General features: G+C 56.2%; 14 protein-coding genes. 10 read left to right on the forward strand and 4 right to left on the reverse strand.

Annotated features, from left to right (window positions below):
• Positions 1 to 3: 3 nt before the first annotated feature.
• Positions 4 to 864, reverse strand: a complete 861-nt coding sequence (locus AC5FXY_RS10720; protein WP_493556664.1) for a DUF2911 domain-containing protein — start codon at positions 862 to 864, stop codon at positions 4 to 6.
• A 478-nt stretch (positions 865 to 1,342) separates the two neighbouring features.
• Here AC5FXY_RS10720 and hisG point away from each other — a divergent pair, with 478 nt between their 5' ends.
• The 8 genes from hisG (at position 1,343) to hisIE (ending at position 8,901) form a co-directional block, all read left to right on the forward strand.
• Positions 1,343 to 2,194, forward strand: coding sequence for an ATP phosphoribosyltransferase (gene hisG / locus AC5FXY_RS10725; RefSeq protein WP_493556755.1), 852 nt, complete (start codon positions 1,343 to 1,345; stop codon positions 2,192 to 2,194).
• Between the two features lie 92 nt (positions 2,195 to 2,286).
• A complete protein-coding gene (gene hisD / locus AC5FXY_RS10730) occupies positions 2,287 to 3,576 on the forward strand; it encodes a histidinol dehydrogenase (protein ID WP_493556665.1) in 1,290 nt (429 codons plus the stop codon).
• A gap of 87 nt (positions 3,577 to 3,663) precedes the next feature.
• A complete protein-coding gene (gene hisC / locus AC5FXY_RS10735; RefSeq protein ID WP_493556666.1) occupies positions 3,664 to 4,710 on the forward strand; it encodes a histidinol-phosphate transaminase in 1,047 nt (348 codons plus the stop codon).
• Between the two features lie 88 nt (positions 4,711 to 4,798).
• Entirely contained in the window at positions 4,799 to 5,902 is a 1,104-nt protein-coding gene (hisB, locus tag AC5FXY_RS10740) for a bifunctional histidinol-phosphatase/imidazoleglycerol-phosphate dehydratase HisB (protein WP_493556667.1), read from the forward strand.
• Between the two features lie 112 nt (positions 5,903 to 6,014).
• The gene (hisH, locus tag AC5FXY_RS10745) at positions 6,015 to 6,602 is read left to right on the forward strand and encodes an imidazole glycerol phosphate synthase subunit HisH (RefSeq protein ID WP_493556756.1); all 588 of its coding nucleotides are present in this window, start codon (positions 6,015 to 6,017) and stop codon (positions 6,600 to 6,602) included.
• A 2-nt stretch (positions 6,603 to 6,604) separates the two neighbouring features.
• The gene (gene hisA, locus AC5FXY_RS10750; RefSeq protein WP_493556668.1) at positions 6,605 to 7,324 is read left to right on the forward strand and encodes a 1-(5-phosphoribosyl)-5-[(5-phosphoribosylamino)methylideneamino]imidazole-4-carboxamide isomerase; all 720 of its coding nucleotides are present in this window, start codon (positions 6,605 to 6,607) and stop codon (positions 7,322 to 7,324) included.
• 98 nt (positions 7,325 to 7,422) lie between these two features.
• Entirely contained in the window at positions 7,423 to 8,181 is a 759-nt protein-coding gene (gene hisF, locus AC5FXY_RS10755) for an imidazole glycerol phosphate synthase subunit HisF (protein WP_493556669.1), read from the forward strand.
• A gap of 78 nt (positions 8,182 to 8,259) precedes the next feature.
• On the forward strand, positions 8,260 to 8,901 hold the full coding sequence (gene hisIE / locus AC5FXY_RS10760) for a bifunctional phosphoribosyl-AMP cyclohydrolase/phosphoribosyl-ATP diphosphatase HisIE (protein WP_493556670.1): 642 nt from the start codon (positions 8,260 to 8,262) through the stop codon (positions 8,899 to 8,901).
• Between the two features lie 96 nt (positions 8,902 to 8,997).
• On the opposite strand, the gene AC5FXY_RS10765 is transcribed toward hisIE, so the two are convergent.
• Positions 8,998 to 9,597, reverse strand: coding sequence for a hypothetical protein (locus AC5FXY_RS10765; protein WP_493556671.1), 600 nt, complete (start codon positions 9,595 to 9,597; stop codon positions 8,998 to 9,000).
• Between the two features lie 222 nt (positions 9,598 to 9,819).
• Here AC5FXY_RS10765 and AC5FXY_RS10770 point away from each other — a divergent pair, with 222 nt between their 5' ends.
• Both AC5FXY_RS10770 and AC5FXY_RS10775 read left to right on the forward strand, forming a co-directional pair.
• Entirely contained in the window at positions 9,820 to 10,527 is a 708-nt protein-coding gene (locus tag AC5FXY_RS10770; RefSeq protein ID WP_493556672.1) for a glycosyltransferase, read from the forward strand.
• A 12-nt stretch (positions 10,528 to 10,539) separates the two neighbouring features.
• Positions 10,540 to 11,202 (forward strand): lipid-A-disaccharide synthase N-terminal domain-containing protein, encoded by a 663-nt coding sequence (locus AC5FXY_RS10775; protein ID WP_493556673.1) that lies wholly within the window; start codon positions 10,540 to 10,542, stop codon positions 11,200 to 11,202.
• Positions 11,203 to 11,220: 18 nt separating this feature from the next.
• On the opposite strand, the gene AC5FXY_RS10780 is transcribed toward AC5FXY_RS10775, so the two are convergent.
• Both AC5FXY_RS10780 and AC5FXY_RS10785 read right to left on the reverse strand, forming a co-directional pair.
• Positions 11,221 to 12,210, reverse strand: coding sequence for a GDP-mannose 4,6-dehydratase (locus AC5FXY_RS10780; protein ID WP_493556674.1), 990 nt, complete (start codon positions 12,208 to 12,210; stop codon positions 11,221 to 11,223).
• 173 nt (positions 12,211 to 12,383) lie between these two features.
• Positions 12,384 to 13,355 carry a hypothetical protein gene (locus AC5FXY_RS10785; RefSeq protein ID WP_493556675.1) on the reverse strand — a complete coding sequence of 324 codons (972 nt, stop codon included), beginning with the start codon at positions 13,353 to 13,355 and terminating at the stop codon, positions 12,384 to 12,386.
• Between the last annotated feature and the right edge of the window lie 839 nt (positions 13,356 to 14,194).

Below are 14,194 nucleotides of genomic sequence, written 5' to 3' on the forward strand. Positions count from 1 at the left end.
GGGTTAATACGCTTTCGATTGCCACTGCGTCAGGGCCAGGCGCATGTTGGGCAGCTGGTTCTTGAACGACTCGTCGTCTTTGTCACCCAGCTTGATGGCGCGGCGGGCGCTTTCCACGGCCGACAGGTAGTCTTCCTTCTGAGCCATCAGACGGGCCTTCAGCCAGTTGTTGGTGTAGCTGTCATTGAGTTCAATGGCGCGGTTGATATACTTCAACGCCAGTTCGGCCTCGATTTTATTTTGAATCAAGTAGTCAGCGGCCTGAGCCAGTAGTTGCGGGTCGGAGGGGCGGGCTTCCAGGGCAGTGCGCATTCCGGCCAGCACTTTGGCGTGCACGTCAGTCCGAATGGTAACCGATACTGTGCGTTCCTCCCACGAAAGGTTAAGTTTGGCAGAGCTCTGCTTTACATCCGAAAACCAGTAGACCAACGATTCACGCATGGCGGTTTGCTCGGGCATCACCGGCACACGCAACTGGTCGTTTTTGGCGTCGTAGCCTTCGGCACCCCAGTGAGTCGTCACCTTATTCAGGATAAACTGCCACTCGTGCTCGGCCGAAGGCAGCACAAATACCGAATACTTGCCGGCAGGTACGGCATAAGCTCCGATGCGCACCGAATCCGAAAAGGTAATGATGGTGTTTGCATTGGCCCCGGCGCGCCATACCTGGTCGTAGGGTACCAGGTTGCCCCACACTTTCCGATTCTTAACGCCAGGCGTGTGGTAGTCCACTTGAATTTCCGTTAGGCCTACTGTCTGGCTGACCAGCGCGTGCGGGCTGGCTTGGGGTATCGGAAAATGCTGGGCCGAGGCTACTAGGCAGCAGAAACAGAACGCGAAGCAGAAGCAGAGCAAGCGGAGCATAGCGGGTGCAAGGGGTGTGGTGCCGACAACTCAGTCCGGTGGAAAGGTTGCTAAGATACGACAAGCGCCGTGGCAAAAGGATTAAACCACATTTTCATGTGATAGGTCAATTCCTGTTGAACCGCGGCAACGATTCCTTGCGAAAACCGTTCCGGTGTTTACCTTTGCGTCAACTATTCCTCACCGAATGTCCCTCGCCGCCTCGTTGCGCCCTGAATTGTTGCCGGTTGCCTGTCATGGGGCTGCCGCGCACGGACATGCCGGTCATCATCACCACCATTCCTCCCCGGGAGAGGAATAAACTACGTATAAGCGTTCGGCTACGGTCCGAACCTACGTCGCCCCCGCTGGTTTAGGTCTTATCCGCTGCCCCAAGGACGGGCGGTATGGCCAGCTTCTCAATTTTCTTTCGATGCCATCTACGTTCGTGCTCTACTGGAGCGCCGGCGCTGCATCGTTTCCCGTTGATTTTATTTCCATGATTCGTCTGGCTATCCAGAAATCCGGTCGCTTAAGCGAGGATTCTCTTTCGCTGATTCGCGAATGCGGCATTGGCTTCGTGAGCAGCTCGTACAAGCTCAAGACCGAAGCCACCAACTTTCCCCTCGAAATCCTGTTTTTGCGCGACGACGACATTCCCGGCTACGTGCAGGATGGTGTCGCCGACCTGGGCATCGTAGGCCAGAACGTGCTGATCGAGGCCGGGCTGCCGGCGTTGGAAGTCGAGCCGCTGGGTTTCAGCAAGTGCCGCCTGTCGCTGGCCGTGCCGCGCGGGGCGGCGTACGATTCCATCGCCGATCTGCAAGGCATGAACATCGCTACCTCGTACCCGCAGATTCTGGGCAACTACCTTGCTGGGCAAGGCGTGAAGGCCCACCTGCACACCATCAGCGGTTCGGTGGAAATAGCCCCGAGCATTGGGCTGGCCGATGCCATTTGCGACATCGTTTCGTCGGGCTCTACCTTGCTCGGCAACGGCTTGCGCGAAGTGGAAACGGTGTTTCGTTCCGAAGCCGTGCTGATTGCCAACCAGCAATTGTCGGCGGAAAAGCAGGACTTGCTAAACCAGCTGCGCTTCCGCATGCAAGCCGTGCGCCGCGCCCGCCGCAACAAATACATCCTGCTGAACGCTCCCGTAGCGTCGCTCGACGCGGTAAAGGCGTTGCTGCCCGGAATTAAGTCGCCCACAGTGACGCCGCTGGCCGAAGAAGGCTGGGTGTCGGTGCAGTCGGTGGTCAATGAGGACGACTTCTGGCACATTACCGATCAGCTCAAAGCCGTCGGGGCTGAAGGCATTCTGGTGCTGCCAATTGAAAAAATGATTGCCTAATGAATCTGGGAGTGGGAGCAAGCAAGCAAAAGGATAACGCTCTGCCTGCCGATTTAGTAACTCCCAGCTCCTGAGTCTAGCTCTGAAGAACTATGCAACTCATTAAATACCCCCTGTCGGCGGAGTGGGCAGCGCTGCAGCAGCGACCGGCCCAGGGCGAAGCCCTGCAGGTAGAGCAGCGCGTGCGCGAAATCTTCGACGATGTGCGCCAGCGCGGCGACGAAGCTCTACTGCACTACGGAGCCGTGCTTGATGGCGCTGAATTGAATTCACTCCGCGTTTCGGAAGAGGAAGTCACAGCTGCCGTGGCCCAGGTTCCGGCCGAACTGCAGGCAGCCATTCGACTGGCTAAGGATAATATTGAACGCTTTCACGCGGCCCAGCGCGAAACGGAGCTCCGCCTGGAAACCATGCCCGGTGTGGAATGCTGGCGTAGGGCGGTGTCGGTGCAACGCGTGGGGCTGTACATTCCGGGTGGAACGGCACCGCTTTTCAGTACTTTGCTGATGCTGGGAGTGCCGGCTCGGCTGGCGGGTTGCCCCGATATTGTATTGTGCACGCCACCGGCTAAGGACGGTTCCATCAACCCGGTTATTCTGTTTACGGCGGATCTGTTAGGCATTCCCACGATTGTAAAAGCGGGCGGCGCTCAGGCCATTGCGGCCCTCACGGGTGGTACGGCCAGCGTACCGGCCGTCGACAAAATCTTCGGTCCCGGCAACCGTTACGTCACAGCCGCCAAGCAGCTGGCGGCCCAGCGCGGGGTGGCCATTGATATGCCCGCCGGCCCGTCGGAAGTACTGGTTATCGCCGACGAATCGGCTAACCCCGCCTTTGTAGCGGCGGATTTATTGTCTCAGGCCGAGCACGGCCCGGATTCGCAAGTGGTGCTGCTGTCAAATTCTCTGGCGGTGCTCGAGCAGGTGACAAAGGAAGTTCAACGGCAATTGGCCGAGCTTCCCCGCCGTGACGTGGCGGCAATGGCCTTGCGCGAAAGCCGCGCTATACTGTTGCGCACGCCCGAAGAGATGCTGCTGTTCTCAAATCAGTACGCGCCCGAGCACTTGATCCTGGCCGTGGACAATGCCGAGGAACTGGCTGCCGGCGTCACCAGCGCCGGCTCGGTATTCCTGGGGCACCTCACGCCCGAAGCCGCCGGCGACTACGCTTCGGGTACCAACCACACGCTGCCTACCAACGGCTACGCCCGCAACTACAGCGGCGTGTCGCTTGATTCGTTTGTGAAGAAAATTACCTTCCAACGCATCACCGCCGAAGGGCTGCGCAATGTGGGCCCGGCCGTCGAAACCATGGCCGAAGCCGAAGGGCTCCGAGCGCATGCCCGCGCCGTGACGCTGCGCCTGGAAACCATCAATACATAAGGAGCCGTGGGCAATCTGGGCCGCTGGTAACCCGGCGCCGCCCGTGCATTGCTTATCGGGCACTCTGACAACTGATCATTGAATCCAATGAATCTCGAACAGCTCATCCGGCCCAACGTGCGGGCCATGAAGCCTTACGCCTCGGCCCGCGACGAATTTCAGGGCACGGCGCAGGTAATGCTGGATGCCAACGAAAACAGCATCGGCTCGGTGGGTCCCCAGAGCTTTAACCGCTACCCCGATCCGCTGCAACGGCAGGTCAAGGCGGAGGTAGCCCGCCTCAAGCAGGTGCGCCCCGAGCAGATCTTTCTCGGCAACGGCTCCGACGAAGCCATCGACCTGCTGCTGCGTCTGACCTGCGTGCCTGGGCAGGACAGCATCGCCATTCTGCCTCCGACTTACGGCATGTACGAAGTGGCCGCTAACCTGAATGACGTGGCCGTGGAGCGCATTCCGTTGACCCCCGATTTTCAACTTTCGGACGACGCTATTAATAAGGTGTTGGCTTCGTCGGCCAAACTGGTTTTTCTCTGCTCGCCCAATAACCCCACGGGCAACCTGCTCCATCAGGCGGCAATCGAGCAAGTGCTGCGCGGGTTTGATGGCTTGGTGGTAGTGGACGAAGCTTACATTGACTTCGCCGATGCGCCCAGCTGGACCACGCGGCTCGACGAGTTTGAAAACCTGGTGGTGCTCCAGACCTTTTCCAAAGCCTGGGGAATGGCTGGGCTGCGGCTGGGTATGGCCTTCGCTTCGCCGGCCATTATCGGGTACCTGAACAAGATCAAGCCTCCTTATAATATATCAGAGGCTACACAGCAGCACGCCCTGGCCGGCCTGCAAGACCTGGAGCGCTTCGAGCAGATGCGCCGCGAACTGCTCGCGGGGCGCGACTGGCTGCAGGAGCAGCTGCCGGGGCTCGGCATCGTGGAGAAAGTATTTGCTTCCGATGCCAACTTCTTGTTGGTGCGCTTTCGGCCCGATGCCACAGCCGTGTATGAATACCTGCTGGGCTTGGGCATCGTGGTGCGCAACCGTACCACCCAGCCCGGCTGCGCCGGCTGCCTCCGCCTGACCGTGGGCACGCCCGCCGAAAACGAACATTTGCTGACCGCGCTGCGGCAGTATCAATAACGACCGTGCAACCTGGGCTGGCTCAGCCATATCCGGATTGCTCACACTTCATTCAACGACTCGCGAAGCCGGAGCTTCGCGCCACCGCATGAAAAAAGTACTCTTCATCGACCGCGACGGGACCATCCTCGTAGAGCCGCAGCCCAGCCAGCAGGTCGACAGCTTTGATAAGTTTCAGTTTTTGCCCGGGGCCATCAGTAATCTGGCTCGCATCGCCCGCGAGTTGGACTACGAGTTGGTACTCGTGACCAATCAGGACGGCCTCGGCACCGCCAGCTTTCCGGAGGATACGTTCTGGCCTTGCCAGAATCTGATGTTCGACATTCTGCGCGGGGAAGGAGTGGAGTTTGCGGCCAGCCACGTCGACCGTAGCTTCCCGCACGAGAACCTGCCGACGCGCAAGCCCGGCACCGGCATGCTCACGCAGTACCTCGATCCGGCCAACGGTTATGACCTGCCTAACTCATTTGTGCTCGGCGACCGGCTTACCGATGTGCAGATGGCCGAGAACCTCGGCTGCCAATCCATCTTGATCAGCGACGAGCTGATCGATGCCCGCGCAGTCCTTACTACTACCAGTTGGGATGCCATCTACCAATTCCTGCGTTTGCCGGCGCGCAAGGCAGTGGTACAACGCGACACCAACGAAACCAAGATTCGGGTGGAGCTCAACCTCGACGGCAGCGGGCAACACAGTATAAAAACCGGGCTCGGGTTTTTTGACCACATGATTGATCAGCTCGCCAAGCACAGCGGCGTTGATATGCTGGTGGAGGTACAAGGAGACTTGCACATCGACGAGCACCATACCATCGAAGACACGGCAATTGCCATTGGCGAAGCTTTCACCCAAGCCCTCGGCGACAAGCGGGGACTAGCGCGCTACGGTTTCCTGTTACCCATGGACGACGCCTTGGCGCAGGCGGCCATTGACTTCTCCGGCCGGCCCTGGTTGGTATGGGATGCTACGTTCAAGCGTGAAAAAGTAGGGGACATGCCGACGGAAATGTTTTACCATTTCTTTAAAAGCTTCTCAGATGCCGCCCGCTGTAACCTGAATATTAAGTGTGAAGGTGAGAACGAACACCACAAGATCGAAGCCATATTCAAGGCCGTAGCCAAAGCTACCAAGATGGCACTGCAACGGGATGCTTCCAAAATGGAAATCCCTAGCACTAAGGGGGTACTGTAGGTTTATAACATATGTTTACACAAATGAGTAAGCGAGATTTGGAAACGAGTTTAGGAAGCAGAACAGGCGGATTTCCTGCATGAACCATTTTAGTAAATACACGCTGTCCCAAATGGAAATAGCAGTCGTAGATTACAAAGGCGGCAACGTACAGTCGGTCTTGTACGCCTTGGAGCGCTTGGGGGTGCAGGCCACGCTCACGGCCGACCACGAGACCCTGCGCCGGGCCGATAAAGTGTTGTTCCCCGGCGAAGGGGAAGCCGCATCCGCCATGCAGGAATTACGGGCTCAGGGATTAGACCAACTGCTTCCCACCTTGACGCAGCCCTTCCTCGGTATATGCTTGGGTATGCAGCTGCTCGGGCAGCACAGCGAAGAAGGCGACACGCAACTATTGGGTGTGCTGCCATTCGAGGTGAAGCGCTTTGTACCCGATGCCGGGCACAAGGTGCCGCACATGGGCTGGAATACTATGCAGAACCTTCGCTCGCCGTTATTCGCTGGCTTGCGCGAGGAAGACTACGTGTACTTCGTGCATAGCTACTACGCGCCGGTTGGTGACTATACCATTGCCGAAGGGGCTTACCCAGCTCCGTTCAGCGCGGCGGTGCAGCACCAGAACTTCTACGCCGTGCAGTTTCACGCCGAGAAAAGCGGCCCCGTAGGCACGCGCATTCTTCAAAACTTCCTCAGCCTCTAATTATGGAAATCATTCCCGCCATCGACCTGATCGGAGGCCAGTGCGTGCGCTTGACCGAAGGCGACTTTGCGCAGCAAACCACTTATGATTCCGACCCGCTGGCCGTGGCGCAGCGCTTCGAGCAGCACGGCGTGCGCCGCCTGCACTTGGTAGACCTTGACGGGGCCCGCGCCAAGCGGCCCGTGAACCTGCCGGTGCTGGAACGCATCGCGCGGCATACCAAGCTGGTCATTGATTTCGGTGGTGGCCTGCAGCAGGAGGAAGCCGTGCGACAGGCTTTCGATGCCGGCGCAACCCAGATTACAGCCGGTAGCATTGCCGTACGGGAGCCGGAAACGGTGCAGGGCTGGCTTAACCGTTTCGGGGCGGAGCGTATTATCGTGGGCGCTGATTTCCGCAACAACCACATTGCCATCAACGCCTGGGCCGAAGAATCGGAGCGGACCCTGGCGGAGTTTGTGGAGGCCTATCTAGCCGCTGGGGCGCACACCTTTATCTGCACCGATGTCAGCAAAGACGGCAAGTTGCAGGGGCCAGCACTGAGCACCTATCAGCTGCTGCGCATAGAACTGCCCCAGGCGCGGCTAGTGGCCAGCGGCGGCGTTACCACCATTGCCGATGTGGAAGCCCTGGCTGAGACCGGAATGCACGGAGCCATCATCGGGAAGGCCATTTACGAGGGTACCATCAAGCTGGAAGAGTTGGTGCGCTTCATAGCGTAAGCCCGGCATCATCATTCATCCTTCCGAGCTTAAATCCGGTTGTCGGGTAGTACAGTACTCAGCCGCCGCTTGACTTGTCTCTCTCACTTCACAAGCTCATGCTTACCAAACGAATCATTCCCTGCCTCGACGTTAAAGATGGGCGCACCGTCAAAGGCATCCGCTTTGAAGGCCTGCGCGACGCCGGCGACCCGGTGGCCCTGGCGGCGCAGTACGCGCAGCAAGGCGCCGACGAACTCGTCTTTCTGGATATCACCGCCACCAATCAGAAGCGCCAAACGCTGGTAGCTCTGGTGCGCGACGTGGCCCGGGAACTGGACATTCCCTTCACCGTCGGTGGTGGCATCGGGGCAGTGGCCGATGTGGAGGCTCTGTTGCTCAATGGGGCCGATAAAGTCAGCATCAATTCCGCCGCCCTGCAACGCCCCGAGCTAATCGACGAGCTGGCCCGCCGGTTTGGGTCGCAGTGCATAGTGGTGGCTGTGGATGCCCGGCATAGTGATGAGGCCGGTTGGCAGGTGTACACCCGTGCCGGTACTGTGGCCACCGGCCGCGACGCCGTGGCCTGGTGCCGCGAAGCAGCTGACCGCGGCGCTGGGGAACTGCTGCTGACTTCCATGAGCCACGACGGTACCAAGGATGGTTTCGCCCTTGGTATAACGGGGGCGGTGTGCGCGGCTGTGAGCGTGCCCGTCATTGCTTCGGGGGGAGCCGGCAAAATGGAGCATTTCACCGATGTGTTTCAGCAAGCCAAAGCCGACGCCGGCCTGGCAGCTTCCATTTTTCACTTCGGCGAAATAGCTATTGCTGACCTTAAACAGCACTTGCGCCAGGCCGGCGTACCGGTGCGCATCTAAGCGGGTTTATGGTTTTGGTTGGTGGCGTTCGTCGCATCAGCCCGAGGCCTGGACTGCTAATCAACAACCACTGACCAGATGACTTTCGACTTTGACAAAATGGGCGGGCTGATACCGGCCGTAGTGCAGGATGCTGACACCGGGCAAGTACTCATGCTGGGTTACGTAAACGAGGAAGCCTTGCGCAAAACCGAGCAGGAGGGACGCGTCACGTTCTTTTCACGCTCCAAGAATCGTCTCTGGACCAAAGGCGAAACCAGCGGCCACTACCTCACCATGGTCAGTCTGCACCCCGATTGCGACAACGACGCGCTGCTGATCCGCGCCCGGCCCGATGGCCCGACCTGCCACCGCGGCACCGTAAGTTGTTTCGAGCAGGAGTCGCAAACGGCCTTGCCCACTGCGTCGGTAAGCTTCCTGGCGGAGCTGGAACGCCTGGTGCAGCGCCGGCAGCAGCACCCCGAAGAAGAGCCGGATTCTTACACCGTAAAGCTCTTCGGTAAGGGCATGCCCAAGATTGCCCAAAAAGTAGGCGAGGAGGCCGTAGAGGCGGTAATTGATGCTGTAGCCGGCAACACCGAAGGGCTAAAGGGCGAAGCTGCCGATCTGCTGTACCACTTACTCGTGCTTCTGACGGCCTCAGGGCTTACCATAGACGATATAATGCAGGTGCTGCGCCAGCGGCATACCACCATTTCGGCGGGCCTTCGCCGTGACTAGAGCTTATCAATAAAACGATAAACCGCACCCCTCCCGCAAAGCTTGGCTTTGCGGGAGGGGTGCGGTTCGAGTAGCAAATCCTAGTCCTGCCGGGGATTAGAATCGATAACCGAGCTTCAGGCCCAGCGTCGGATTCCAATAATTCCGGCTTAAATCCATGCCAGCGTAAGTATCCAGGGCGAGGCGTTTGCCCAGTGCCCATTGCCTGCCAATCCGAAGCTGTGGATTCAGACTCAACCGGGTAAAGATGCTGGAACCGGTGCCACCTTCCAGCCAGGTGGTGCGCAAGCGGGTGAGGGTGCTTTCCAATCCAGCGCCTACGTACCAGCCGGTGAGCGGGGCTTTGCCCGATTGCAGATAGTAGCGCGCTTCCCCGAAGGCTACCGCCCGCAGATTATTTCTTCTCTGGCGGTAAGAAAGAATTTCTCCGGAGTAATCCACGTAAGACCAACCGGTGGTGTGGGAGCCAGCCAGCAAGCCACCCCCAAGTTCAACGGCTAGCCTCGGGGCCACCTGCCATTCGCAGGATATCGTGGGCAACGACCCGGCGTAACCAGCGTTGCGCAAACCCAGCTTGATCTGCTGCGTTCGGGGTTGGGGCGTGGGCTGGTCGGCAGCAACGATGGTTTGGGCCATGGCAGCGGGGGCTGTGCATAGTGCCATTAGGCAAAAGGAAAGCATCGAACGGTGGCGCATGAATAAGAAAGTTAAATGGAGAGCGATGAGGGTTAACTGAGCCCATGAGGCCATTGGGCACGTCCATAGTTGCAAGGCTGCGGCTTAGGGGCTGTCAAAGCCCTTGGTTTCGGCTGCGCCTTGGAGTCCTGCAGGCCGGTATTTCGGTTTACTTTGCGTGCCGGTTTAGCTAACTGTATGCCCTCTGTTGACGCTTCTTATCTGTCCACTCAATCTTTTACCGTGCTTGTTCCCGTCTACAACGAGGAAGAGAGCTTGCGGCAGTTTGTGGTCGAGATGAACAAATTTCTGGACGTGACACCGGTGCCGACCACGGTACTCTTTGTCAACGACGGTTCCACCGACGGCTCTCTAACCATTCTGCGCGGCATCTGCCGCCACGACCCCCGCTATGAGTTCGTGTCGTTAGCTCACAACCGGGGCTTGTCCACGGCCATCAAGGCTGGTATCGACCACGCCCGCGGCACGCTCGTCGGCTACATCGACTCCGATATTCAGACGACACCAATGGATTTTCTGGAGTTGTTGCCCTTTTTACCGGAGTACGATATGGTCACCGGCATTCGGGCCAAACGGCAGGACTCAGCGGTGAAGCGGCTCTCGTCCAAAATTGCCAACACCTTCCGCCGGCTGATGATCAACGACGGCATCGTGGATACCGGCTGCCCATTGAAAATTCTAAAAACAGAATATGCCCGGCGGGTTCCACTTTTTCACGGTATGCACCGCTTTCTAGGGGCTCTGGTACAGCTGCAGGGTGGCAAAGTGAAGCAACTGCCGGTACGGCATTTCCCCCGCTTTGCCGGCACGGCTAAATACAACCTCTGGAACCGCCTCTGGAAGCCCCTGATCGACACTTTAGGTTACCGCTGGATTCGCTCGCGCTGGAAGAACTACGAGGTGGGAGAGAAGCATCACCGCACGGCGTAGGGCCTACTCGCCATGACGACGGAAACCGTTGCGCTGCTCATTGGGCTTAGTTCCCAGCTCTTGTTTTCCAGCCGCATTCTGCTGCAATGGGTGCAGAGCGAGCGGGCTAAGCGCGTGCTGGTGCCCACGCTGTTCTGGAAGATCAGCCTGCTGTCGTCTTTCCTGATGATCATGTACGGCATGCTTCGCCACGACCCCATCATCCTGGGCGCGCAGCTCATCAGTTATGCCATTTACATCCGCAATCTGCAGTTGCTGGGGGAGTGGGGTAAGCTCCAGGGTGGTTACCGCGCTGCAGCCTACTTGTTGCCGATGGCGTCGCTGAGTTGGTTTGTCGCCGGCAGTTCGCATTTCAGTCTGCGCACCATGCTTACCTCGCGTATCCCGGGTGGGTGGTTGCTATTAGGAGCTGTGGGGCAGGCCGCATTTCTGCTGCGCTTCGTGCACCAGTGGCTATACTCCGAGCGCAAAGGTGAGTCGGTATTACCCTTAGGCTTCTGGGTGGTGAGTTTGTTGGGTTCGGTGCTGATACTTGTGTATGCAGGCTTGCGTCGCGATGCTGTTCTGATGGTGGGTAACGTGTTTGGTACGGTGGTATATGCCCGAAACCTGGTGCTGTTGCGCCGCGAGCAGCAACGGGTACAGGACGCCACGGCAGCCCCTGAGCCCAATTAGCAAGCCCTGTTATAGTTGCTAAGCCTCCGTAGGCAAAAGCTGTTCGGCGCTTTCATACCATTTCACAAACTCCTGCAAGCCGGCAGCAAGGGGGGTACGGGGGGTGTATCCCAGCAGCGCTCTGGCTTTGCTGATATCCGCTGCTGTCAGGTTTACATCGCCCGCCCGCATCTCCTGAAATTCCAGTTGGGCTTCTACGCCGAGGGCCTGCGCTATGGATGAGATGAGTTGCAGCAGCGTCACCGGGTTGTTGTTGCCCAAGTTGACGGTTTCGTACACGTTTTCGTGCGCCATTAAGTAGCGTATGCCCCGTACGATGCCCTCCACCGTGTCGGCTACATAGGTATAGTCCCGGGCGGCTGAACCGTCGCCGTATACCGATACGGGCTGGCCAGCCCGCAGCAGCCTCACAAACTTATGGATGGCCAAGTCGGGGCGTTGGCGCGGTCCATATACAGTAAAGAACCGGGCGTTGAGTACGCTCAGTCGGTAGAGGTGGTGGTAGGTGTGGGTTAGTTCTTCGCCGGCGAGCTTTGAAGCCGCATAGGGCGAGATGCAAGAGGCCAGCAACGGTTCATCTTCTCTGAAGGGCAGGTGCAGCGTATTGCCGTATACCGAAGAAGAGGAGGCAAACAATAGGCGAGGTATTGTCCGCTGGCGCATCCATTCCAGCAGGTGGGTAGTCCCGATTACGTTGTTTTCAATGTATGCTACCGGCGAAGTCACCGACTGGCTGACGCCAGCTTTGGCCGCCAGGTGCACAATTACTTCGGGTTCTTCGTCCGGCCAGGCTTCGTCCAGGCCGTGTGTGCCCGCACGTAGATCTACTTCCCGAAACACAAAGTGGGGGTGAGTCTGCAGCGGCTTAAGGTTCTGTTCTTTTATTTCCCGTGCATAAAAAAGATCAAAATTGTCTAGCCCAAGAACCCGGTACCCATCATGGAGTAGCCGTTCGCAGAGGTGCGAACCAATAAAACCCGCGCAGCCGGTAACTAGAACGGAATGCATGTAGAACAATCAGGGGTGGATAGCCAGTAGGCTTTGTTTGCAATTAATCTAACAGGCGCTCCGAGCACATGTTCAGGTCGTAGAATATCATAGCTTAACATAATAATGTTCCGCTGAGCAAAAGCATAACGTCTTAGGAGTAGGGCCGAAGCTGGTCTAAGAAGTTTTGAGTCTTAGGTTAAGTGCTTGCGTATTTTTTCAAGCAACGCCTGTACAATCACCAAATCAGACTCGTCCTGGATGCTGAGCTGCGTATCAAGGCCAGGCCCACTGATGCGGATGGTATAAACGGCGTCCGGGCTTTCGTTTTTTACCGAAGCCACAGGTGAAGAAATTGGTTTTTCCCGCATCGGTGGTGGGCTTGCCTGCATCTGTGGCAAAGCTGTCGGCTGTACTAAAGGTACAGGCGGTACATAAGCTGCTGCAGGAATAGACTTGTCTTCAGCTGTGGGATGTGGATGTGATTCTGCAGGGGTAGACAGTCCAAAGAGGTTGGTGATTACATCGTCCGTAAAGGATGGTGGCGTTGCGGGAGGTACAACGCTTGCTGGCTGAGAAATGCTAACAGGTGGTTTGAGTTGAACTACGCTTGGCTCACTAGCATCAGTTCGAAACAAATTGAGATTCATCTCAGGGCTGGCAATATCCCGGCGTGGTACGGCCTGGGCCAGTTGATCTATGTCGGCAATGATGTTTCGCTCATCAATGACCCCAACCATGCGTGCTCCCTCAACAAAGGCTCGAGCGACATTTTGGGCGTTAATTTCTTCAACCCCGAATTCGCGCACCAACATCACATCGAACATATGCACCGGCAATTCCCGGTTGCGGAACTTCCGGCATATGTGTGAGAACAGTGGGGGGTGCAAAAATGCCTCACGGTGATAGATTACCTCTTCTTGTTTGTCATAAGCATTCTTAATTCTTCTGAACAGATTAGTGGTAGTAAGCAATTCGCGTTTGCTTGTAAGCAAGCCAAACTTGACGGCTGAACCCAGAATGGCTTTGAAACTGCCACTCACTTTACGGTTAAGTTTCCTAGCACAGGCTTCAATGGAACACTTACCACCTGTATCATCTACAACTTCAGCAACCTCCCAAGCAGAAAGGTATGTAGTGCGAGGGTACTCAATTGTTTTTGGCATATATGGAATACGGGTACAAGGGCGAAACTACAAGCAATAATAGCATAACTAAGTATATAAAGCACACAAAAGTATTAAATAGTTTATGCTAGTAAGTGCTATTTAAAACTTTTTTTACCTTTTTATACTGTTATGCAATGTTTTTTAATTTCCACCCAACTAACCTACAACAAGTATTAAAAAATCTATCTAATAAAAGGGAGAGGCTGGGCGTAAAGAAGGAGAGGAGCACCAGTAAGCAAATACGGCCCTTACAGCAGTAGCAAAACAAACATTGATAGACGAAGCGCCATAAGAATATAGATACTGATAAAGGGTTCTAAAACCGATTAAACAGCAAAGTGCGCATAATTGAGGTAAATGAAATAAAAGCGCAGGCAAAAATGTAGAGCACTACAATCCAAACCCGCAACGTAGTTAGGAGAAGCGCAATAATCAAATCCAACAGAATTAAAACGAATAAGCCAAAGCAGAAATCAAGTTTGAAAGCACCTGAAGCAAAAACGCGACAAGGCATTTACAATACATAAAGAGCCAATACAACAAGATCAAATAAGCGAGCATGACAAAGAATAGAAACCAACTCAGTACGATCAATACACAATAGCAGCATGAAGCAAACAAACTATCCCGTAGCCAAAGCTGCTAGATCCACAGCCACAGTACACTATAATAAGGAAGACAATAAAAAGCATAACCGTACAAACAAACCTAAGATACAAAGCCGGAACAAACCAAGCAGATGCTTATGTGTTATAATTTATATTATGTTAAGTAGTAACATTGAAAACCGGCCCGCATTAATTTGCGGGCCGATCTATTAAGCAACAACTCCTACT

Source organism: Hymenobacter sp. FMD4, from assembly GCF_058932745.1.